16 protein-coding genes and 14 tRNA genes are annotated in these 23,009 nt (G+C 41.2%); 15 read left to right on the forward strand and 15 right to left on the reverse strand.

All coding sequences use genetic code 11. The features are described 5' to 3' along the window. Positions 1-84 precede the first annotated feature (84 nt). The 6 genes from sstT to GUY17_RS14465 form a co-directional block, all read right to left on the reverse strand. Entirely contained in the window at positions 85-1,317 is a 1,233-nt protein-coding gene (gene sstT, locus GUY17_RS14440) for a serine/threonine transporter SstT (protein WP_101086565.1), read from the reverse strand. 500 nt (positions 1,318-1,817) lie between these two features. Further along, the gene (locus tag GUY17_RS14445) at positions 1,818-2,711 is read right to left on the reverse strand and encodes a chemotaxis protein CheV (protein WP_162023549.1); all 894 of its coding nucleotides are present in this window, start codon (positions 2,709-2,711) and stop codon (positions 1,818-1,820) included. A 506-nt stretch (positions 2,712-3,217) separates the two neighbouring features. Beyond that, positions 3,218-3,697 (reverse strand): dual specificity protein phosphatase family protein, encoded by a 480-nt coding sequence (locus GUY17_RS14450; RefSeq protein WP_101086564.1) that lies wholly within the window; start codon positions 3,695-3,697, stop codon positions 3,218-3,220. 11 nt (positions 3,698-3,708) lie between these two features. Next, entirely contained in the window at positions 3,709-4,995 is a 1,287-nt protein-coding gene (locus GUY17_RS14455; protein ID WP_162023550.1) for a DEAD/DEAH box helicase, read from the reverse strand. A 72-nt stretch (positions 4,996-5,067) separates the two neighbouring features. Beyond that, complete coding sequence (locus tag GUY17_RS14460; RefSeq protein ID WP_162023551.1) at positions 5,068-5,619, reverse strand: methylated-DNA--[protein]-cysteine S-methyltransferase; 552 nt, start codon at positions 5,617-5,619, stop codon at positions 5,068-5,070. 4 nt (positions 5,620-5,623) lie between these two features. Next, positions 5,624-7,159 (reverse strand): AlkA N-terminal domain-containing protein, encoded by a 1,536-nt coding sequence (locus GUY17_RS14465; protein ID WP_162023552.1) that lies wholly within the window; start codon positions 7,157-7,159, stop codon positions 5,624-5,626. A 212-nt stretch (positions 7,160-7,371) separates the two neighbouring features. On the opposite strand from GUY17_RS14465, the gene GUY17_RS14470 reads away from it, so the two are divergent. Next, the gene (locus GUY17_RS14470; RefSeq protein ID WP_162023553.1) at positions 7,372-9,201 is read left to right on the forward strand and encodes an ABC transporter ATP-binding protein; all 1,830 of its coding nucleotides are present in this window, start codon (positions 7,372-7,374) and stop codon (positions 9,199-9,201) included. A 222-nt stretch (positions 9,202-9,423) separates the two neighbouring features. On the opposite strand, the gene GUY17_RS14475 is transcribed toward GUY17_RS14470, so the two are convergent. The 6 genes from GUY17_RS14475 to GUY17_RS14500 all read right to left on the reverse strand — a co-directional run bounded on the left by GUY17_RS14475 (position 9,424) and on the right by GUY17_RS14500 (position 10,052). Continuing rightward, a tRNA-Val gene (locus tag GUY17_RS14475) sits at positions 9,424-9,499 on the reverse strand. A 34-nt stretch (positions 9,500-9,533) separates the two neighbouring features. Continuing rightward, positions 9,534-9,609, reverse strand: a tRNA-Val gene (locus GUY17_RS14480). A gap of 27 nt (positions 9,610-9,636) precedes the next feature. After that, positions 9,637-9,712: transfer RNA gene (locus tag GUY17_RS14485), tRNA-Val, on the reverse strand. Positions 9,713-9,753: 41 nt separating this feature from the next. Next, positions 9,754-9,829 (reverse strand) — tRNA-Val (locus GUY17_RS14490). A gap of 32 nt (positions 9,830-9,861) precedes the next feature. After that, positions 9,862-9,937, reverse strand: a tRNA-Val gene (locus tag GUY17_RS14495). Positions 9,938-9,976: 39 nt separating this feature from the next. After that, positions 9,977-10,052: transfer RNA gene (locus GUY17_RS14500), tRNA-Val, on the reverse strand. A 256-nt stretch (positions 10,053-10,308) separates the two neighbouring features. On the opposite strand from GUY17_RS14500, the gene gltX reads away from it, so the two are divergent. The 14 genes from gltX (at position 10,309) to GUY17_RS14570 (ending at position 20,337) form a co-directional block, all read left to right on the forward strand. Continuing rightward, positions 10,309-11,718 (forward strand): glutamate--tRNA ligase, encoded by a 1,410-nt coding sequence (gene gltX, locus GUY17_RS14505; RefSeq protein WP_162023554.1) that lies wholly within the window; start codon positions 10,309-10,311, stop codon positions 11,716-11,718. A 102-nt stretch (positions 11,719-11,820) separates the two neighbouring features. Continuing rightward, positions 11,821-11,896: transfer RNA gene (locus GUY17_RS14510), tRNA-Ala, on the forward strand. Positions 11,897-11,993: 97 nt separating this feature from the next. After that, positions 11,994-12,069 (forward strand) — tRNA-Glu (locus GUY17_RS14515). A gap of 118 nt (positions 12,070-12,187) precedes the next feature. Then, a tRNA-Glu gene (locus GUY17_RS14520) sits at positions 12,188-12,263 on the forward strand. Positions 12,264-12,574: 311 nt separating this feature from the next. Continuing rightward, positions 12,575-12,650, forward strand: a tRNA-Glu gene (locus GUY17_RS14525). Positions 12,651-12,768: 118 nt separating this feature from the next. After that, positions 12,769-12,844: transfer RNA gene (locus tag GUY17_RS14530), tRNA-Glu, on the forward strand. A 297-nt stretch (positions 12,845-13,141) separates the two neighbouring features. After that, a tRNA-Glu gene (locus tag GUY17_RS14535) sits at positions 13,142-13,217 on the forward strand. 118 nt (positions 13,218-13,335) lie between these two features. After that, positions 13,336-13,411 (forward strand) — tRNA-Glu (locus tag GUY17_RS14540). 36 nt (positions 13,412-13,447) lie between these two features. Beyond that, positions 13,448-13,523: transfer RNA gene (locus GUY17_RS14545), tRNA-Ala, on the forward strand. Between the two features lie 401 nt (positions 13,524-13,924). Continuing rightward, positions 13,925-14,944, forward strand: a complete 1,020-nt coding sequence (locus tag GUY17_RS14550) for a TRAP transporter substrate-binding protein (RefSeq protein WP_162023555.1) — start codon at positions 13,925-13,927, stop codon at positions 14,942-14,944. A gap of 66 nt (positions 14,945-15,010) precedes the next feature. Further along, positions 15,011-15,667 carry a TRAP transporter small permease gene (locus GUY17_RS14555; RefSeq protein ID WP_162023556.1) on the forward strand — a complete coding sequence of 219 codons (657 nt, stop codon included), beginning with the start codon at positions 15,011-15,013 and terminating at the stop codon, positions 15,665-15,667. Then, positions 15,667-17,064, forward strand: a complete 1,398-nt coding sequence (locus GUY17_RS14560) for a TRAP transporter large permease (protein ID WP_101086555.1) — start codon at positions 15,667-15,669, stop codon at positions 17,062-17,064. The genes GUY17_RS14555 and GUY17_RS14560 overlap by 1 nt, the downstream gene beginning before the upstream one ends. Before the next feature lie 100 nt (positions 17,065-17,164). Next, a complete protein-coding gene (locus tag GUY17_RS14565) occupies positions 17,165-18,961 on the forward strand; it encodes an ATP-binding protein (RefSeq protein WP_162023557.1) in 1,797 nt (598 codons plus the stop codon). A gap of 2 nt (positions 18,962-18,963) precedes the next feature. Beyond that, a complete protein-coding gene (locus GUY17_RS14570) occupies positions 18,964-20,337 on the forward strand; it encodes a sigma-54 dependent transcriptional regulator (protein ID WP_101086553.1) in 1,374 nt (457 codons plus the stop codon). Here GUY17_RS14570 and GUY17_RS14575 read toward each other — a convergent pair. The 3 genes from GUY17_RS14575 to tesB all read right to left on the reverse strand — a co-directional run bounded on the left by GUY17_RS14575 (position 20,334) and on the right by tesB (position 22,943). Further along, positions 20,334-21,569, reverse strand: coding sequence for an MFS transporter (locus GUY17_RS14575; protein ID WP_162023558.1), 1,236 nt, complete (start codon positions 21,567-21,569; stop codon positions 20,334-20,336). The genes GUY17_RS14570 and GUY17_RS14575 overlap by 4 nt on opposite strands. Before the next feature lie 102 nt (positions 21,570-21,671). Then, complete coding sequence (locus GUY17_RS14580; protein ID WP_162023559.1) at positions 21,672-22,073, reverse strand: YbaY family lipoprotein; 402 nt, start codon at positions 22,071-22,073, stop codon at positions 21,672-21,674. 9 nt (positions 22,074-22,082) lie between these two features. Beyond that, positions 22,083-22,943 carry an acyl-CoA thioesterase II gene (gene tesB / locus GUY17_RS14585; RefSeq protein WP_011638171.1) on the reverse strand — a complete coding sequence of 287 codons (861 nt, stop codon included), beginning with the start codon at positions 22,941-22,943 and terminating at the stop codon, positions 22,083-22,085. Positions 22,944-23,009: the final 66 nt, after the last annotated feature.

The raw sequence follows: 23,009 nt of genomic DNA on the forward strand, positions 1-23,009 counted from the left end.
CACATCAGGTTACCTTGGCCATTCAAACAAAAAAATGCCGACGCTATCGCGTCGGCATTTATCAATAAGGACTTTTTCACGATATTAACGCGCTTGAGCTGTCTCTTTCGCTTCAGCAGCTTCACATGCTGCAGCAGTAAAGATCACATCTGTAGAGCTATTTAATGCAGTTTCAGCTGAGTCTTGAATCACACCAATAATAAAACCAACTGCCACAACTTGCATAGCAACATCATTAGAAATGCCAAACAAACTACACGCTAATGGGATTAATAATAGTGAACCACCGGCAACACCTGAAGCACCACAAGCAGAAACGGACGCTATCACGCTCAATAACAGAGCTGTCATAAAGTCCACTTGAATACCCAAAGTATGAGCTGCTGCTAATGTTAATACCGTAATGGTAATCGCAGCACCGCCCATATTAATGGTGGCACCTAATGGAATAGACACAGAATAGGTGTCTTTATGCAATTTTAGCTCTTCACACAATGCCATGTTGACCGGAATATTGGCCGCACTTGAACGGGTGAAAAAGGCTGTCACACCACTTTCACGTAAACATTTAAATACTAATGGATATGGGTTACGTTTAATTTTGACATAAACGATAATAGGGTTAATCACCAAAGCAATGAATAACATGGATCCCACAAGTACCATCAATAATTGGCCGTAACCCGCAAGAGCGTCGAAACCTGTTTCAGCAAATGTAGCCGCAACTAAACCAAAAATACCAATTGGTGCTAAACGAATGACAAAGCGGACTATATTTGACACCGCATCACTGACATCAGAGAGCATTTGCTTAGTACTGTCGCTGGCATGATGCATGGTTATCCCAAGGCCTGCCCCCCACACCAAAATACCGATGTAATTGCCCGTTAATAATGCGTTCACCGGATTATCAACAACTTTGAACAATAAGGTATTGATTACTTCGCTAATCCCCTGAGGAGGATTTGAGCCCTCTATCCCGGCTGTTAGTAGTAACGTCGTTGGAAAAGCAAAACTGAATAATACTGCTGTTAATGCCGCTGCAAACGTTCCGAAAAGATATAGCCCAATGATAGGACGCATATTGGTTTGACTATTTTTCTTTTGATTGGCAATCGATGATGCAACCAAAACAAAAACCAGTATTGGCGCAATGGCTTTTAAAGCACCCACAAAAAGTGAGCCCAAAAAAGCCACATTATTGGCACCTGTGGTTGAAATACTTGCCAGAATCACGCCCAAAATGATTCCGCTGATGATTTGTAGCACGAGGCTACCGTTAGCGATACGAGCTAACAGTGATGTTTTTTGATTCATTGCTTAACCTATGATTATTATATTTATGACTTTTTATGATCAAGGTTTTGCTTATCTTTAGAAAAGGAAACATCATAATACTCGTCGTATCCACGTATTCATCACCTTGCAACTTACAGCGATATAATACTTAGGTTACGATAGTCATGACATCTCGATAATATCAATGCTATTACTGAAAACACCCTACTATCTTACTCATTGAGGGAGATTAACTCACCACACTCAATTAGCACACTTCAATCAATCCGTTTTCAGGGATAGCACTCCCTCATTAAAGTTAAGCATTACCTTGTGCCCAGCGAATATACTGAACACTATAAAAGCCTTGTAGCTATATATCAGGATGCCATGTAATAAGTCTAGTGTTGATACCAAATGAGTAAAAAAATTCAATCATCGGTCATAAAGAGAGCACTAATTTGACGGTTACAGGTTACTTGCTGTTAAATTGTTAACCATGTTACAGGCTGAAAATACCAAAAATAAAACAATGACAATCATCCAGCAGGCTGCAATGCTTGAGCACCTCTAAGCATCGCTTCAATCAACTCTTTAGCATCAAACTTAGTTAACGCCTCATTGGCTCCGACTTGTTTGGCTTGGCTGACACTGATTTCGCTGGATAATGACGTATGTAAAATAATGTACGCATGTTCAATTGCTGGATTATTTTTAACCTCAAAGGCTAATTCGTATCCATCAAGTCCTGGCATTTCAATATCACTCACCAGTAAATCAATAGGCTTTCGTTCTTCCGCGGCTTGTTGCATCATCTGCAGAGCGTCGCGACCATCTGCCGTCACCTGATAAGCAATGTTAATAGAGTCTAATGCATCAGATAATTGTTTACGGGCAACTTTTGAGTCATCCACCAGTAAAATACGTAACGGTGTTAATTTCTCACGTTGTACATCGGTTAATATCGCTCGATTATTAATCGGATCATCCGGAAATATTTTCGACAGTAATAACTCGACATCTAATAACTGAACCAGCTGATCATTAAAACGGGTTACACCTGTTAAAAAGGCATTTTTGCCTAAGTTACCTGAAGGTGCTTCGATATTACGCCAATTACATTCAATGATTTTATCGATTGAGCGCACAAGAAAACCTATCACCATTCTCTGACAATCAGTAATGATGATATAGCTATCTTTAAGCTCTGCTTCGGTAACGGGTCTATAGCCAATACCTGCAGCCATATCGATAATCGGAATAGTCATACCCCGAATGGTTGCTGCACCAAGAATAGCCGAGTGAGAGTGTGGGATTTTAGTTAAAGGAGTAAACGGCACGAGTTCACGAATTTTTAAAGTACCTAAAGCAAACACTTGTGTTTGATTTAATTTAAAAAGCAATAAACCCTGCGATTGATTCGCTTTGCTCATTTTCGGACTCATCATTACCCCTTCATCTGAAGACTGAAATCTACTTCACTATAGCATTTATCGTCAGTCTTTAGACTAGCTTAAGTGGCCTATTTTATCTGCAAAGATCATTACAAATCACAAAATTAGCTATTCATCCGATAATAGCCAACTCGATAAATCATTACGATACAATTACGGTTCTATAAATAATGAGTATTTGAGGCGGAGACTTTGGTTGATAACCAGAAATAGCAAACTACATTAGTACTATTTCCGCAACAAGTTGTCGATATGTCGTGCAAAAAAGATCAACGATTGAATTGTTGTGAACCTTTCTTATGTAATTTATCAAAGCCGGGAAAAAACTTAATCGGCAATATACACATATAAGCTAGAACAGAGTGCAAGTTAGCACCGAATATAGCCTAATAAAAACAACAAAGGGAAACAACGATAATTAAATCAGCCACTGATTTAATTATCGTTGTTTCCCTCATTATTATGATGCTTTAAATTGACATTAATCAGTTCGAAGCAGATTGCAGCTCGTAAAGCACATCATAAACAAATTGATCCCACCCCTCAGCATCGAACGCTAAGCCACTGGCATTACGAACTTGACTAACCGCATGCAAAGGCGCTGCACCGTTCTCCATCATATAATAAGCCATCACCATTTCTGTACGATTGATCCCAGAGCGACAATGAAGTAACACGGGTAACTGATCAGTTTCACATTCACGAATAAATGTTAATACCTGGGGGAGTATTTCAGCACAAATAGCTAAATCATGCGGCTTAGGTGGAATATTATCAGGTAAATTAAATACTTTATGACGAAGACCTAATTCAGCCATAGCGTCGATATCGCAACCTTCACCATTATTTAAGGATGCAATTGCACCGAAACCGGCTTGCTTTAACTCAGCTAAGTCCCACGCATCTTTGTTTGGACCGCTACGGCCTGCAACTTGTCCATCAACTAACCAAAAAATATGTTTCATATTACCTACTACTAATCTGGTTTTTTAGCCCAAATATCAACATTAACTGAGGACAACTTTTTACGTTTTTTCTTACCGCTACCTTCTGGCTTCGCCATTGGCTTAGGTTGTTCCAGTACGCTTTCAGGCGCTACATCATCAGCCTCAAATCCGTTAACTTGTTCACGTTCAAGGCGAATTTGATTCTTTTTCTCGATAACAGAGAAGTGATGATACTCATCATGCGACAACAAGGTCAACGCTAAACCGACCTCTCCCGCACGTCCGCTGCGACCAATTCGATGCATATAATCTGCTGGACTGCGCGGTAAGTCAAAATTTATTACCACTGGTAATTTTTCAATATCAAGGCCACGAGCAGCAATGTCAGTCGCTATGAGCACTTGAATATCTCCAGCCTTAAAACCTTCCAATACACGACTTCTCGCGCCTTGGGCTTTATCACCGTGAAACACCTCTGCAGTGATACCACGTTTAGCCAGTTTTTGAGCTAAATGATTGCAACTATTTTTGGCATTAACAAAAATCAATACTTGGCGCCATTGATGTTGTTGTAGCAAGTGCGCAAGTAATGCGGTCTTTTTTTCACGATTAACCGTCATTACCCGTTGTACTAATGTACTCGCTTCAGCGCTTTGTAATTGTATCTCAAGCGGATTAACGAGCAGCGCTTGCGTTAGTTGGCGTACTTCATCTGGAAAAGTAGCTGAAAACAATAACGTTTGTTTTTGCTTAGGAAGTAAATTGAGTACTTGAGTCAATTCTTCAGTAAAACCAAGGCTTAACATTCGGTCAGCTTCATCAAGTACTAACGTTGTCACTTGGGACAACTTTAGTGCATTTGACGATACTAAATCGAGTAAACGACCTGGCGTCGCGACCACCACATCGGCACCACCACGCAATGCTAACATCTGAGTATTAACAGATACACCGCCAAATGCAGCAACCACTTTAATGTCGCCATTTAAATGAACCGCATAGGATTTAAAGCTGTCGGCAACTTGCTTAGCGAGTTCTCGCGTTGGAACCAAGACTAACGCACTGACAAAATTACCTTTGGCAGATGTTGTTGCCCGACGACTCACCAATTGATGTAAAATCGGCAATGCAAAAGCCGCTGTTTTACCTGAGCCGGTATTGGCACCTGCCAGTAAGTCTTTACCGGTTAGTGTGCTAGGAATGGTTTCTGCTTGGATTGGTGTAGGCTGCAGGTATTTAAGCTCAGCTAATCTGGCCAACAATGGAGTATGCAGGCCAAATTCAGCGAAAGTCGTAGCTAAAGAAGCTTGGGTCATGTATCAAATGCGCTCAAAATAATGGATATCAATCGCACATTTTAACGTACTTTGGCACAGCAGTCAGATAAATTAGTTAATTTCTTCAATCCCTTCTAAGTCTAGTAGCCACTGCTTCATATCGAGCCCATAAGCATAACCGGTTAACTTACCGCCTTTGCCTATCACCCGATGACAAGGAACGATAATGGCTATTGGGTTTGCACCATTTGCAGCCCCGACCGCTCTGACAGCTTTAGGTCGCCCAATAGTATTAGCGATATCACTGTAACTGCAGCGGTGGCCGAATGTTAATTGACTCAGAGCATGCCAAACCTCATGTTGAAACACGGTACCTTTAGGCGCTAGTGGAACACTGAAATGCTGCCTTTGATTAGCGAAGTACTCTGTTAATTGAATTACGGTTGTATCAATGTGTTGTTGGGCTTGTATCAATAAATCTTGAGTAGTCTCAGTATTGCTTTGTTGGAGTATAAACTGAGTTTGAATCTCTACGAGCAAGCTCGTTTGGGCAAGATCTTCAACCTGTAGATGGGTTAATCCATACTCAGATGCTTTAAGCGAGAGTAAACCAACAGGACTTGTGACTAAAGCATGACACTTCGGCGAAGTAAAATGGGTCATAATATTATCCGTTTTTTGCAGCGACAGGGTCGTTATCCCAAAGCTGGAAGGTTAAGTAGCTGCCCCAAGGTGATGCTTGTTTTGCAATGTCGGCAGCAATGCTTAAGTAAGATTTAGTGGTTTCAATAGGTTTACCCGATTGGTCACGTAACGCATGAAGACGATTTTTGATGACTAAATCAGAACTCAAAAAAACATCAGGGTCACTCAAACCTCGCATTTTCGCGTAAGCAACAGTCCATGGACCGATACCTTTTACGGACAACCAATCGTCAGGCGTTGAGTCTGGATGTTGATGAACAAATTGCCCCAAGGCATTTAATGCTAATTTTCGAGCTCCTGGCATGTTAAGTTCATCTAATGAAGCGCTAGCAATAGCTTGTGCCGTCGGAAATAACCGCCAAGTCTTACCATCGATGAACAGTGTTTCACCATAAGATTCAACCAATAAATTTAATAGTTTAGTGGCTTGCACGACACTCACTTGTTGCCCTAATACGGCACGGCAAGCGGCCTCAAATACACTACCTGCCGCGGGAATACGCAAACCACTATCAATTTTGGCGCCTAATTCTATAATAGGAGATAATGCCTGCTGGATTATCGCCATGTCAGCATCTAAATCAAACATACGCCGTAATTGCAGAGTAATATAATGCAAGGATTTAATATCATTGGCATCGGCTAAGTAAATACTCACATCAAGTTGAGGTTTATCGGCATTCAGTGAAATGTAAAAAAAGCCTTCTACACCATTAAATGAGAAGGTTCGGCCATAACGTCCCGAAATATCATCAATGACCTCCATATTATCAACTTGACGAAAGGCATAAAAAGCCAACATCTTCGCCCAATTTAGGGGTGGCCGATAAGATAGTGCTAATGTTATTGGTTTAATGTTAATACTCACTTGGTTTTTTTTATAAGGATGAGTTTCATCAGTTGAACGTCGGCTCTTTCGGCGTAAATCACTCGGTGTTAATAGTAGTTCTTGTTTAAAAATTTCATTAAAGCGCCTGATGCTATTAAAACCAGCGGCCATGGCGATGTCTGTCATTGATAATTGTGTTTGGTGTAATAACTGCTTAGCAAACATCAACTGCTGATATAACGCAAAACGTTTAGGTGAAGTCCCCAAACCTTGGTTAAAGAGTTTATTTAAATACCGACTGGTAATGCCTAACTTATCAGCCAACTTGACGATCGTTCCTGCATCTTCACCATTTAAAAAGCCTTGTTCGATTAACGTGATAGCACGCATTAACGTTGTTTGAGAACCTAACCACGCAAATGAACTCGGTGCACTATCAGGGCGACACCGAAGACAAGGCCTAAGTCCAGCATTAGCCGCTTTTATCGCAGAATCAAAATAACGGACATTTTTTTCATAGGGCGCAGGAGCGGGACAAATTGTTCGGCAAAAAATACCAGTAGTGAGAACTCCGGTAAAAAATTGGCCATCAAAGCGAGCATCACGACTAAGCCTTGCTTGCTGGCAGATCTGTGCTGCAATACTACAATCACTGTTAATCTGGACCATTAGTCTATTTAGCCTTATATCACTCAATGGAAAACTGAACTATTTTCTGCTTATAGCGTATTTAAGAGATTACTTTACCGAAATACAACAACCACGACTAGCGGAAAACGGAACTCAATCGTTTCGTATATGGTAACAATTTAACCCATTACATTTGGTCTTTTTGCGTTATCCTAGTCAGCAGAATTTTCACCATTAAGTTAGAGCATTAGATGTTTAAATTTTTTGAATCATTGACCCAAGCTTTACCACAAGAAGAACCGACTAAGCCACCCAATACTTTGTACGCATTTTGTCGTCATTATACCCGCGGGTTTGGTTTACCTTTAATTATCATGTCAGTACTGACAGCCATAATGGCAATGTTGGAAGTGTCATTGTTTGGTTTTATGGGGCAACTGGTAGATTGGTTGGTCTCCAAAAATCCGCAAACATTGTGGCAAGATGAAAGCACTACGTTAATTACCATGTCAGTGATTGTCTTAGTGGTCATACCGCTGGTTGTCTGGTTACATGCTTCTATCGTGCACCAAACGCTTTTGGGTAACTACCCCATGGCTATTCGTTGGCAAGCACATCGCTATTTACTCAAGCAGAGTATTTCATTTTATCAAGATGATTTTGCAGGACGAATCGCCACAAAGGTAATGCAAACTTCGCTTGCTGTACGTGAAACGGTCATGAAACTACTGGATGTACTGATGTACATTTTGGTGTATTTCACCTCGATGTTGGTCATGATTGCCACTGCTGACGTTCGTTTAATGTTACCCATGCTCGTTTGGTTAGCGGCTTATGTGTTGATCCAATGGAAACTCGTTCCAAAGCTGAAAGCAATATCGACAGAACAAGCCGATGCTCGTTCAACAATGACCGGCCGTATTGTCGATAGTTATACCAACATCTCAACCGTAAAGCTGTTCTCGCATACGACTCAAGAAGCTGACTACGCCCAAGATAGTATGACGCGTTTCTTAAAAACCGTTTATGGCCAAATGCGTCTCGTAACGGTCATTAATGTTTTAGTACAAATCATTAATTACATATTAGCGTTCACCATTGCGGCTGTATCTATTTGGTTATGGGCAGACAATGCGATTACGGTTGGTGCCATTGCGATTGCGGTGAGTTTAGCGTTACGCTTGAATGGCATGTCACAATGGATTATGTGGGAAATCAGTTCGCTATTTGAAAATATTGGTACCGTTACCGATGGTATGAATACCTTATCAAAACCCATTGCTATCCAAGATAAAATCGATGCAAAAGACATTGTTGTTGACCACGGTAAAATAGACTTCAATCAGGTTTGCTTTCATTATGGTGAAAAAACCGGCGTCATTGAGCAACTAAATCTGAATATTAAAGCGGGCGAGAAAGTCGGTCTTGTAGGACGTTCTGGTGCAGGAAAATCGACCTTAGTCAACTTATTGATGCGTTTTCATGATGTTGAAAAAGGCCAAATATTGATTGATGATCAACCTATAACGGATATAACCCAAGACTCATTACGGGCAAATATTGGTATGGTGACTCAGGATACGTCGTTATTACATCGTTCGATCCGTGAAAACATTCTGTACGGTGATCCACATGCCAGTGATGAAAAATTAATAGCGGCGATAACTCAAGCACAAGCTGCAGAGTTTATTGACAATTTAACGGATCCCTTTGGTAACAAAGGGCTTGATGCCCAAGTGGGTGAGCGCGGCGTTAAGCTGTCTGGTGGACAACGTCAACGGATCGCCATTGCAAGAGTATTACTTAAGAATGCGCCAATTCTATTGCTTGATGAAGCCACTTCAGCATTAGATTCTGAAGTCGAAGCAGCGATTCAAGAGTCGTTGTATGAATTGATGGAAGGTAAAACAGTGATTGCGATAGCGCATCGACTTTCAACGATTGCAGCGATGGATAGACTCATTGTATTAGATAAAGGCTGTGTTGTTGAACAAGGTACTCATCAAGAACTGATTAATGCCAAAGGGATATACGCACAACTGTGGGCCCATCAAACTGGCGGATTTTTAGGGTTAGATTAATCGAAAGTTGAGCAATTAGCATTAGCCACTCAAATTTGAGTGGCTTTTTTATGCACACCAATAAAAAATAGGCACAAAAAGTGTAAGTAGAATATTAATTGCTTGAATTGCTTGGATTGCTTGGATTGCTTGGATTGCTTGGATTGCTTGGATTGCTTGGATTGCTTGGATTGCTTGGTAAAACTTTGCAGGATGTAAGAGAAATAGCACAGAAATAAAATATGGTGGTCGCTACTGGGCTCGAACCAGTGACCCCCTCCTTGTAAGGGAGGTGCTCTCCCAGCTGAGCTAAGCGACCTGGGATAAAACGTAAATGTAAGCTTAAATTGATATGGTGGTCGCTACTGGGCTCGAACCAGTGACCCCCTCCTTGTAAGGGAGGTGCTCTCCCAGCTGAGCTAAGCGACCTGGGAATATCAATCTTTTTGTAAAATATGGTGGTCGCTACTGGGCTCGAACCAGTGACCCCCTCCTTGTAAGGGAGGTGCTCTCCCAGCTGAGCTAAGCGACCTGGGATATTTTACTTTTGAGTCCACCACTCTATTTGAGAAATGGTGGTCGCTACTGGGCTCGAACCAGTGACCCCCTCCTTGTAAGGGAGGTGCTCTCCCAGCTGAGCTAAGCGACCTGGGACTCTACACAACAGTTTAGTTAATTATATGGTGGTCGCTACTGGGCTCGAACCAGTGACCCCCTCCTTGTAAGGGAGGTGCTCTCCCAGCTGAGCTAAGCGACCTGGGATATAATTAACAGTTATAATCCATAAATAAAAATATGGTGGTCGATACTGGGCTCGAACCAGTGACCCCCTCCTTGTAAGGGAGGTGCTCTCCCAGCTGAGCTAATCGACCTCGCTGTGTGGGGCCGTATTATAGGGGGCAAGCAAAACCTGTCAACGCTTTTTATTTAAAATAATGTCAGTCGGACTAAAATTGTTCGCTTTGATGCTTTGTTGAACAAGGGGTTGTGATCAAAAATAAAGAAAATCCAAAAACCTCCCTAGGTTTGAAAGTCCGCCATTTCAACTGCTGGGTTTGACTGTTAGAATAGCGGCACATTTTTTTGTTTGTCTTCTTTAGACGTTTATAAATAGGTTAGTGTCCGATTATGACTACTAAGACGCGTTTTGCTCCAAGTCCAACTGGTTTTCTTCATGTAGGTGGTGCTCGTACAGCACTTTATTCATGGTTGCACGCACGTGCTAACAATGGTGAATTTGTACTTCGTATTGAAGACACTGATATTGAACGTTCAACTCAAGAAGCATGTGATGCCATTCTTGACGGTATGAACTGGTTAGGTTTGACTTGGGATGAAGGTCCTTATTACCAAACTAAACGTTTTGATCGTTATAATGAAATTATTGCGCAAATGCTAGACAAAGGCACTGCATACAAATGCTATTGCTCGCGTGAACGCATTGAGAGCATGCGTGAAGACCAAGCGGCGCAAGGTTTGCAACAGAAATACGACGGTTGTTGTCGTAACCTTGCACCTCGTGATACTGATGAGCCTTTTGTTGTTCGCTTTAAAAACCCAATTGAAGGAAGTGTGATATTTGATGATCACGTTCGTGGTCGAATCGAAATTTCTAACGACATGCTTGATGATTTAATCATTAAGCGTACTGATGGCGTACCAACCTATAATTTCTGTGTTGTAGTCGATGACTGGGACATGGGTATTACCTGCGTTGTACGCGGTGAAGATCATATCAATAACACGCCACGCCAAATCAACATCCTTAAAGCATTAGGCGCACCGATCCCTGAATATGCACATGTGTCGATGATTCTAGGTGACGATGGCGCTAAGCTATCTAAACGTCATGGTGCTGTGGGCGTTATGCAATACCGTGATGACGGGTATCTACCAGAAGCACTATTAAACTATCTTGTTCGCTTAGGTTGGTCTCATGGCGATCAAGAAATATTTTCAATGGACGAGTTGAAAACGCTGTTTAAGTTAGATGATATCAATAAGGCTGCTTCAGCTTTTAATACTGATAAGCTCATTTGGTTAAACCAACATTATATCAAGTCTCTCGATCCTGTTTATGTCGCATCACATTTACAATGGCATATGGATGATCAGAAAATTGATACTAGTAATGGTCCAGCGTTAACTGAAATTGTTACAGCATTATCTGAACGTGCGAAAACATTAAAAGAATTAGCTGCTTCAAGTCGTTACTTCTATGAAGACTTTGCTGATTTTGATGAAGCCCAAGCTAAGAAGCATTTACGTGGCGTGGCACTAGAGCCTTTAACATTGTTCAATCAAAAGTTATCTGAACTAAATGATTGGAGCGTAGAGAATATTCACAACGTTATTGAAGCGACAGCGACAGAACTTGATGTCGGCATGGGTAAAGTAGGTATGCCTTTACGCGTTGCGGTTACTGGCGCAGGACAGTCTCCTGCATTAGATTTAACCTTGTTCTTAATCGGAAAAGAAAGATCTGCACAAAGAATATCCAAAGCGATTGAATTTGTAGCAGATAGAATAAATTCCTAAAAAACGAGTTGACACTTTTGGGTATGCTGCATAGAATGCGCCTCGCAGTTGAGACATGATGTTAGTTTTTTCTAGTAACATATCCAAAAGCATTAAGTAAGAGGGGTTATAGCTCAGCTGGGAGAGCGCTTCGCTGGCAGTGAAGAGGTCCACGGTTCGATCCCGTGTAGCTCCACCACTTACTTAACAGTCTTTAAGTAAATAATTAGCATTGATGTTTAGCCTACAGACACCAATGAGTATTCACTCGATACAGAGTATAACGTATCAAATGTGTCCCATTCGTCTAGAGGCCTAGGACACCGCCCTTTCACGGCGGTAACAGGGGTTCGAATCCCCTATGGGATACCATATTTAAGATGGTTGAACATGATTCGAAAGAGTTCTTTGATTATCTATATAGCACTGGTGTTTAGCCTACAGACACCAATGAGTATTCACTCGATGCAGAGTATAACGTATCAAATGTGTCCCATTCGTCTAGAGGCCTAGGACACCGCCCTTTCACGGCGGTAACAGGGGTTCGAATCCCCTATGGGATACCATATTTAAGATGGTTGAACATGATTCGAAACTATTGTTTTAGAAAAAATGTTTGATGATCTATATAGCACTGGTGTTTAGCCTACAGACACCAATGAGTATTCACTCGATACAGAGTATAACGTATCAAATGTGTCCCATTCGTCTAGAAATAGCGCTTAGGACATCGCCCACTTTGGTTTATAAAGAGTCGGCGGTAACAGGGGTTCGAATCCTTATGGTTTTGTTCTTCATTATAGGTAATTAGCACTGGTGTTTAGCCTACAGACACTAATGAGTATTCACTCGATACAGAGTATAACGTATCAAATGTGTCCCATTCGTCTAGAGGCCTAGGACACCGCCCTTTCACGGCGGTAACAGGGGTTCGAATCCCCTATGGGATACCATATTTAAGATGGTTGAACATGATTCGAAAGAGTTCTTTGATTATCTATATAGCACTGGTGTTTAGCCTACAGACACCAATGAGTATTCACTCGATGCAGAGTATAACGTATCAAATGTGTCCCATTCGTCTAGAGGCCTAGGACACCGCCCTTTCACGGCGGTAACAGGGGTTCGAATCCCCTATGGGATACCATATTTAAGATGGTTGAACATGATTCGAAAGAGTTCTTTGATTATCTATATAGCACTGGTGTTTAGCCTACAGACACCAATGAGTATTCACTCGATGCAGAGTATAACGTATCAAATGTGTCCCATTCGTCTAGAAATAGCGCTTAGGACATCGCCCACTTTGGTTTGTAAAGAGTCGGCGGTAACAGAGGTTCGAATCCTTAGGGTTTTGTTCTTCATTATAGGTAACTAGCACTGGTGTTTAGCCTACAGACACCAATGAGTATTCACTCGATACAGAGTATAACGTATCAAATGTGTCCCATTCGTCTAGAGGCCTAGGACACCGCCCTTTCACGGCGGTAACAGGGGTTCGAATCCCCTATGGGATACCATATTTAAGATGGTTGAACATGATTCGAAAGAGTTCTTTGATTATCTATATAGCACTGGTGTTTAGCCTACAGACACCAATGAGTATTCACTCGATACAGAGTATAACGTATCAAATGTGTCCCATTCGTCTAGAGGCCTAGGACACCGCCCTTTCACGGCGGTAACAGGGGTTCGAATCCCCTATGGGATACCATATTTTTCAAATTTTAGTTTTAGTCAGCTAGAATTTGGGGCTATAGCTCAGCTGGGAGAGCGCTTCGCTGGCAGTGAAGAGGTCCACGGTTCGATCCCGTGTAGCTCCACCAATTATTTGGTATTTAATGCATATATTGCATTCACAAATTAACCACCGAAAGGTGGTTTTTTTATGTCTAATTTTTATTTCTTTCTTGTTTTAATTAAGTCCATGTAAACTATTATTACTCTGCTAGTCATAAATACTCTCTTCACATCACGATCTATGACAATGTGCGACATTCCACCCATTACCCCTTTTCTACTGTGTGACAATCCACACATAAAATCGCTCTCCGGTTTCCTTATTAAATTAAAGTTAATATATTTCATTGAGTTACAAATAATTAACATTCTGGCCTAATGCTTGCTATGTTTTATCTATCCTCATAAAGCGTTTATGGCGTACTTGTTCTGGGACAAGTCACCACCTTGAGGAAAATATAACACTAAAAAAAGGAAGTTAATTATTATGAAAAAATCCACCAGTACCTTTACATGTCCACTCAAATCAATTGCTAAACTAGCAACAATTGCTACTATTCTGGCAGCGAGTTTTAATGTCTTTGCTGAACCTGTAGAAATTAAATTTTCGCATGTTGTTGCAGAAAACACACCAAAAGGACAAATGGCACTTAAGTTTAAAGAATTAATAGAGCAGCGTTTACCTGGTGAATACGTTGTTAACGTATTTCCTAACTCACAGTTATTTGGGGATAACAACGAGCTAGCAGCACTACTCCTAAACGATGTGCAATTTGTAGCACCGTCATTATCTAAGTTTGAGCGTTTTACCAAAAAACTACAGATTTTCGATTTACCTTTCTTATTTGAAAATATGGCAGCAGTTGATCGTTTTCAGCAGTCAGATTCAGGCCAAAAATTATTAAACGCAATGAACCGTAAAGGCCTTGTTGGTCTAGGTTATCTTCACAACGGCATGAAGCAATTCTCAGCGAACGATCCATTGGCATTACCAAAAGATGCTAACGGCAAAAAGTTCCGTATTATGGCATCTGATGTGATTGCAGCTCAATTTGATGCAGTTGGCGCGATTCCTGTTAAAAAGCCCTTTTCAGAAGTTTTTACTCTGCTACAAACACGCGCCATTGATGGTCAAGAAAACACTTGGTCAAATACCTACTCAATGAAATTCTATGAAGTACAAAGTCACATAACAGAAAGTAATCATGGCGTTTTAGATTACATGGTAGTGACCTCAAATACCTTCTGGAAAGGTCTACCCGCCGATAAACGAGCTATTTTTAAATCATCACTAGACGAAGCTATTGCACTTGGTAACAAAATTGCGGCTGAAAAAGATAATCAAGATAGACAAGCCATTATTGATTCTAAGCGCTCTGAATTAGTCACGTTAGCGCCTGCTGCACGCCTGCAATGGGTTAACGCTATGAAACCAGTTTGGGCTAAGTTTGAAGATCAAATTGGTAAAGACATGATTGATGCCGCTCAAGCTGCAAATACTAAATAGTCCCCGTACTTGACGTGGTACTGAACGCATTCTTGCATCAGTACCACCTTTTTTTATTCAAGGAGTATGACCGTGATTTCAAGACTATTTGGTTATTTTGAAGAAGGGTTCCTTAATTTATTAATTACATTAATGACGTTGCTAGTTTTTGGCGAAGTTATTGCTCGTTTCTTTTTTAACACCGGTTTTTTATGGATCCAAGAACTGACCCTTACTCTTTGTGGTTGGTTTGTATTATTTGGTATGTCTTATGGCGTGAAAGTAGGAGCACATATTGGTGTCGATGCCTTTGTATCTAAGCTATCTGGTAAGCCACAGAAAGCAGTCGCTATCTTTGCGTGCCTGTGTTGCATTGTTTACTGTGGCATGTTTTTAAAAGGGGCTTGGGACTACCTTAGCCAAATGTACCAAATTGGTATTCCAATGGAAGATATCGACTTTCCTGCATGGTTTATTCATCAATTAGATCCAGATTTTGCCTGGGAAACATTACGCATCGACGTAGAAGACGGTGCAGTTCCTATTTGGTTATCTCAAAGCATTTTAATTATCGGATTTTCAATGCTCACTTGGCGTTTTATTGAATTGTTTATCGCTATTTTGCGCAATAAAGCTGTTGGTTTCCAACTGGCCGATGAAGCAAAAGACAGCATGCATTTAATCGATGAAGCTGCGCTATCCACATCATCAGAACAACAACAAAATGATAAGGACGCGAAATAATGACTATAGCAACACTATTTATTGCTTTGTTTATTTGCATGATGATTGGTATGCCTATTGCTATCGCTTTAGGCTTTTCAAGCATGCTGACTATTTTGTTATTTTCAAATGATTCGCTCGCTTCGATTGTTTTAAAACTGTATGAGTCGACTTCAGAACACTACACTTTATTGGCAATCCCATTCTTTATTCTATCATCGGCATTTTTGTCTACTGGTGGCGTAGCAAGACGTATTATTGACTTTGCGATGGACAGCGTAGGTCATATCCGCGGTGGTCTTGCCATGGCATCAGTGATGGCTTGTATGCTATTTGCAGCGGTATCGGGTTCATCACCAGCTACTGTAGCGGCTATTGGCTCTATTGTGATTGTTGGTATGGTGCGTGCGGGTTATCCAGAAAAATTTGCAGCAGGCGTTATCACTACGTCGGGTACATTAGGCATTTTAATTCCACCATCGATTGTAATGCTGGTTTATGCAGCCGCGACAGAAGTGTCTGCAGCTAGAATGTTTATGGCCGGTTTAATACCAGGCTTAATGATGGGTTGTATTTTAATGCTGGCCATCTATATCGTTGCTCGGATTAAAAAGCTGCCTTCACGTCCTTTTCCTGGCGTTAAAGCATTAGCGATATCAAGTGCTAAAGCGATGGGTGGTTTAGCACTCATTCTGATTGTGCTAGGTTCTATTTACGGTGGTGTAGCAAGCCCAACTGAAGCTGCGGCAGTAGCTTGTGTATATGCTTACTTTATTGCTGTATTTGGTTATCGTGATATTGGCCCTCTTAAAAATGTCGCTTGGCGAAATAAACAAGAGTCTTTAGTGGGAGCCTCATTACGTAACATAGGGCACATGTTACTTGCCGTTATTAAAACACCTACCGACAAAGAAATCCGTCATGTAGTACGTGATGGCGCTAAAGTCAGTATTATGCTGCTGTTCATTATTGCTAATGCCATGCTGTTTGCCCATGTATTAACCACCGAACGTATTCCGCACATTATCGCCGAAACGATTGTCGGATTTGGATTACCCGCATGGGGCTTTTTGATTATCGTCAACTTACTGTTATTAGCTGCGGGTAACTTTATGGAGCCTTCAGCTATTCTGTTGATTATGGCGCCAATCTTATTCCCTATCGCAACCCAGTTAGGTATCGATCCAATTCACTTAGGCATCATTATGGTGGTCAATATGGAGATAGGCATGCTCACACCGCCTGTAGGGCTCAATCTGTTTGTCACCGCAGGGATAACAGGAAAAAGTATGGGGTGGGTAATTCAATCGTGCCTTCCTTGGTTAGTGTTGTTACTCGGTTTCTTGATGTTGATTACCTATATTCCACAAATTTCTCTATTTTTACCCGAATACATAGACAAATTAAACGGCTATTAACTTGATAATTCGCGTATTATAGACGAGCCTTAATTTATTAAGGCTCGTTTTTTTACTTATGCTCAATAATCATCATAATCATTATCGATTGGGAATATGCATGCTTTCATTCTCGACTACCAAAAAACGAAATGTTGTAATGAGCATGATGCTCATTATCGGGTTATTACTGACCCTTAGAGTTACATATTGGTATTTACTTGAACAAGGCACAACGTCCATTGCTGAGCAATCTGAAAAGCAAATTAATGAACTGGTAATTTTTATTGATAACGCCCTTTCACACTACGAAAATATTCCTGCAGTACTTGCACAAAACCCCATCTTAGAACAAGGGTTACTTGATCAACGCAATCCTCAAACAATCGAAAAGCTCAACGCTTATTTATCTGAATTACAGCAAGTCACTGAGTCGTCAGACATTTACCTCACCGATGCGCTTGGCGTGGCTATTGCCGCCAGTAATTGGGATGTACCAAACTCTTTTATTAATCATGATTATTCATTTAGGCCTTACTTTATCGATGCGATATCAGGGAAGTCTGGACGATATTATGCAGTTGGTACCTCATCAAATAAGCGCGGATTCTACTTTGCTAATCCGGTATATCATAGAGGCGTGGTATTGGGTGTAGTGGTTGTAAAAGTTGATATAAGTTTGATTGAACAACAAAGTAGTGGTATTGCCATCGCAAGCCAATATGAGTTTATGATCAGCGATCCAGACAATATAGTGTTTCTTTCAAGCATTAATAGTTGGCGATTTAATTCATTAACACCACTGACACAGGCTAAACGTTTTGCTCTAAATTCATCAAAACGCTATGCCAACCGGCCCATTGGTGAGCTTAGTGTAAGCCCTCTTTTTATGCTCGGCAATTCCGATACTAAACAGGTATATAAAATATCATCATCTGAAGGCCACGCAAAATACCTTGAACGTCACCAATTGATGCCCAATGCTAATTGGAACGTTCATATTCTTACTCCAATGAAGCCCTTATATGAATCGTTACCGCCAATAATGCTATTGGCGGCCACACTCTATTTATTATTAACACTTTTTATACTTTACAGCATTGAGCGCCGTAAAAATTTACGCAGAATGCACCAAGCTCAAAATCTACTCGAACAACGAGTAAAAGAGCGTACATTGGATCTTGAACAAGCCAACACCCAATTAAAAGACACTCAAGACGAACTAATCCAAGCGGCAAAGCTTACGGTCATAGGTAGCCTGTCAGCCAGCATTAACCACGAGCTCAATCAACCGCTGGCAGCACTGCGCAGTTACGCACAAAACACTCAAACCTTCATTGGCCGTAATATGATTGAAGATGCCAGCAGCAATATCAAAATCATGATAGAGCTAACCGATAGGCTTGCAGATATTATTGGTCAGTTTAAAAGCTTTACACGTAAATCTCAGGGAAAAGACAACGCCACCGAAATTAATCAATCAATTGAGCAAGCACTTACCATTGTTCAACCTGAAATGGACAAACAAGGTGTTAAATTGTCGCTGAAATTATTAACGGGCAAATGCCAAATATGGGGCGACAGCGTCAGATTACAACAAGTACTGGTTAACCTTATTAGTAATGCTATCGTCGCAATGCAGCAATCTACAGAGCGACAATTACAAATCGAAGTCTATTGCGACAGCAAGGTCAATATAAGCATTCAAGACAGTGGCCCAGGCGTGAGAGAAAGCCAAATGAATAAAATTTTTGAACCTTACTACACCACCAGTGAGCGCCAAGGACTAGGCTTAGGATTGTCCATCTCGCAGCGAATTATCGAATCTATGCAAGGTTCTATTACTGTCGAGAATGCCATACACGGTGGGGCTATTTTCCATATTATTTTGCCACTTTATTTACGTGAGGAAGTGTAAACGTGACTCAAATTCAAGACATCAATAATTATCAAGTTATTATTGTTGATGATGAACCTCATATCGGTATCGTGTTACAGCAGTTATTCAAACTAGAGAATATCAACGCGTTGGCGATTACGAATCCGCAAGCTATCTCCAGCCATATTACCGCTAACTGGCCTGGCATAGTAATTTCTGATGTTAATATGCCGCAACTCGATGGTTTGAGTTTATTGCAACAACTGAAACAACAAGACAGTGACTTACCTGTAGTACTATTAACGGGTTTTGGTGACATTGCTATGGCGGTAGACGCACTCAAGAAAGGTGCTTACGACTTTATCGAAAAACCATTTAACAACGAACATATACTCGATGTGACTAAACGCGCGTTAGATAAGCGTGCGCTAACACTAGAAAACCGTAAACTTAAACGCGAACTTGAATCGCATATAGCACCTGGTCCACGTATTTTAGGCAGTAGTCCTGGTGTGATGAAAATGCGCCATCTTATTGACCAAGTGCTCGACACACCTGCAGATATCATGATTGAAGGTGAAACCGGTGCAGGTAAAGAGCTTGTCGCCCGATATCTGCATGACCATAGTTATCGTAACAAAGCTAATTTTGTCGCCATTAATTGTGGTGCAATCCCTGAAAATCTCATTGAAAGTGAACTCTTTGGTGCAGAATCTGGCGCTTTCACTGGCATAGACAAACGCCGCATCGGTAAGTTTGAATATGCTAATGGTGGCACGCTACTTCTAGATGAAATAGAAAGCACTCCTATGGCCTTACAGGTTAAATTATTGCGTGTATTGGAAGATCGTAAAGTCGAACGATTAGGATCAAATACGCCGATTAATTTGGACATCAGGGTTATTGCGGCAACAAAATTAAACTTGCAGCAACTGTGCGAAGAAGGGAAATTCAGACAAGATTTATTGTATCGTCTTAACCTAGTGACCATTGTAATTCCTCCACTACGAGATCGCCGAGAAGACATTCCATTGCTGTTTTTACATTTTGCCAGAATTGCTTCGGCTCGTTACCATAAAGCACTCATAGCATTAAATCCCCAGCAAACGATGGTGCTAACCTCTCACGACTGGCCTGGTAATGTACGCGAGTTACGTAATTTAGCAGAACGTTATGTGTTACTTGGTGCAGAAGCCGCTTTTGCTGGTAATTTAGATAACCACACCACTATGCACACCAGCATGTCGCTTCAGCAAAGAGTGGAGTTCTTTGAGAGAATGTTAATTGAAGAAGCATTAAGCCACAACAAAGGCAGCATCAAATTAACCATGGAACAACTCGAATTACCCCGTAAAACCTTGTACGACAAAATGCGTAAGTTTGAACTAGACCGTAAACAATTTATCGAGAGTTAATCGGGTACGGGAACATCAATAACCTGTTGTTGATGTATCCCTAAACGCCAGACAGCCACGAAAAGCAGCGCCAAAAGGCTCATAGACCCCGCAACCACTCCATTCCATTCAGCTTCGTGCCAAAACATCATTAAATAAGGTCCGCCCAGGGATGCGCCAAGATAATAGCAACATAAATAGAGCGACGTTGCCTTAGCGCGATGACTGGTGGCACGGATAGCAACAAACGAATTACAACAGCTGTGAGTTAAGAAAAATCCGCAAGCACTGATCAGAAAACCCACCACAATGGCAGTCAATGTATCCACCAAAGTCAACAACGTGCCAGCGACCATTAAGCATAAAGCCACTCTAAATAATGGCATCGAGCCATAGCGCATAATCCATTTTGCCGACAAATAAGAAGCAAATGTACCACTTGAATAACAGAGAAAAATCAAGGTCGCATTAAAGCGACTCAAACCATATGGTTCAGCCATAATATGCAATTGAATAAAGCTAAACTGATTGACCATCATCATAAATGCTAAGCCACCAATGGCATAAGCGAGGCGCATCTGCGAGTCAGACAAATGGAACATAAAGCCATCTATATCTTGCTTTACCTTATGTCGCAAAGAGACTTTTTGCTTAACCACTGGGGATTTAATTTCTTTACGCGGCAATAAATACGTTACCAATGCCACCCCCATTAACGTGACCAAAAACACCAACCCCATTGACGACTGCCACGACAAATTTTGTGCCATTAACCCGCCAAAAATTCGTCCTGCGATACCGCCCATACTGTTGGCCATAATGTATACGGCAGCAGCTTTGAGCATAAAAGAGGGAGCTAATTGTTCTTTAAAATAGGCCATCGAAATCGCGGGCACAGCGGCCAACAAAATGCCCTGTAGTAAGCGCACCCATAATAAGTCATCGAATGTTTGGGCAAACACTAATAAAATATTCGACCCTGCGAGCAGCCATAAACTCACCACAATAGGAGCCAACCGTCCTATCCTGTCAGATAAAACTGCATAAAAAAGCAATGAAAAAGCTAAGGTGAAACTGGTAACAGATAACACCAAAGTAGCTTGTGCGCCAGACACATCAAAATGTTCCGCAATAGACGGCAGCATGCCTTGTACTGTGTACAAATTAATGTAAATCACCATAGAAGCGATGCACAAAGCCCAAATTAAACGAGTTTGCGCATGCGAGCGATAAGTCTGAGATAACTCTGTCATAAACAACCTAAACAGCACATTAGGGTAGAAAACAGATTATTACCCGCCAAATAAATAGATCAATGACGGGCATAAGAGTTTGTGAACTAGATTACGAAGTGGCTATTTAACGCGTTTCATTAACACTTGAGTGGTAAATTGACCGTTACTGATCACACGGAACTTATCATACGTTTGAAAAATAGCATTACCTTGATAAGTGATCATTGCCACAACACCGTAATCAACACCGCTTTTGACTAACTCAGCAGGTAAGGTGAATTTAAATGGAACGGGTGCTCTGGCTATATCAAAGTTTTTTTGAGAGATAATCGCACCCGGAGTATTAAAATCAATTAATGCTATGTTAATTTTACACCCTTGTGGCAAGGCAATTTTCTCTGCATAACCTGCATAGCCATTTACAATGACTGGTTTTTCAGGCTCAATCGTCACACAACCATTGAGCATTATGGCAATCAAAGTGACAACCGCGAATTGTATCCCTTTCTTAATTATTAACATGTTAGCATCCTACTTGGTCATTCTGATTAAACCTTCCTGTGTGGCAGAAGCCACAAGACGTCCTTGCTGATCAAAAAACTGCCCTTTCACAAATCCACGTCCACCGCCTGCATTGGGACTATCAATACAGTACAAGAGCCATTCTCCCATATTAAATGGGCGATGAAACCACATGGCATGATCAATAGTGGCCATGCGCATACCTGGAGTTAAAAAAGACACACCATGGGGCTGAGTTGCTGTGGCTAAAAAATTAAAATCCGATGCGTAAGCGAGTAAATACTCTTGAATACTGTGGTCCGATGGTACTTGCCCATTGGCACGTAGCCATACATACCCTTTTGCCTCTGTTGTGTTAGGGGCGATAGGATGAACCGGGTTAACTAAACGCATTTCAATCGGAGAGTCTGCCATAAATTTTTCGAGCATTTTCGCTGGTACTTTATCACGCATAGTCACTGCAAGTTCTTGCTGATTCAATAAACCTTCAGGTCCTGGCACATCGGGCATGACATCTTGATGATTAAAGCCTTCTTCAACCGTTTGGAACGAACAAGTCATATAAAAAATAGGTCGACCTTTCTGAATCGCTTTCACTCTACGCGCACTAAAACTTCCTCCATCACGCATATTTTCAACATCGTAAATAATCGGTAATTTTTCATCACCCGCACGTAAAAAGTATGAATGTAAAGAATGTACATGACGGTCTTCACTAACCGTTTGTTTTGCAGCACTTAACGCTTGTCCCATCACCTGGCCACCAAACACGTGTCCGAAGCCTAAATCTTGACTCTGGCCGCGAAACAGACCTAACTCAATTTTCTCAAGTGACAACAATGACAATAAATCGTTTAATACCTGACTCATAACACCTTCTCTACAACTTGGATTAACGTTAAGGTTACCTTAGTTAAGCTGATGTTTTCTAGCTTA

Source organism: Shewanella sp. Arc9-LZ (assembly GCF_010092445.1).
In the GTDB taxonomy this organism is placed as follows: Bacteria; Pseudomonadota; Gammaproteobacteria; order Enterobacterales; family Shewanellaceae; genus Shewanella.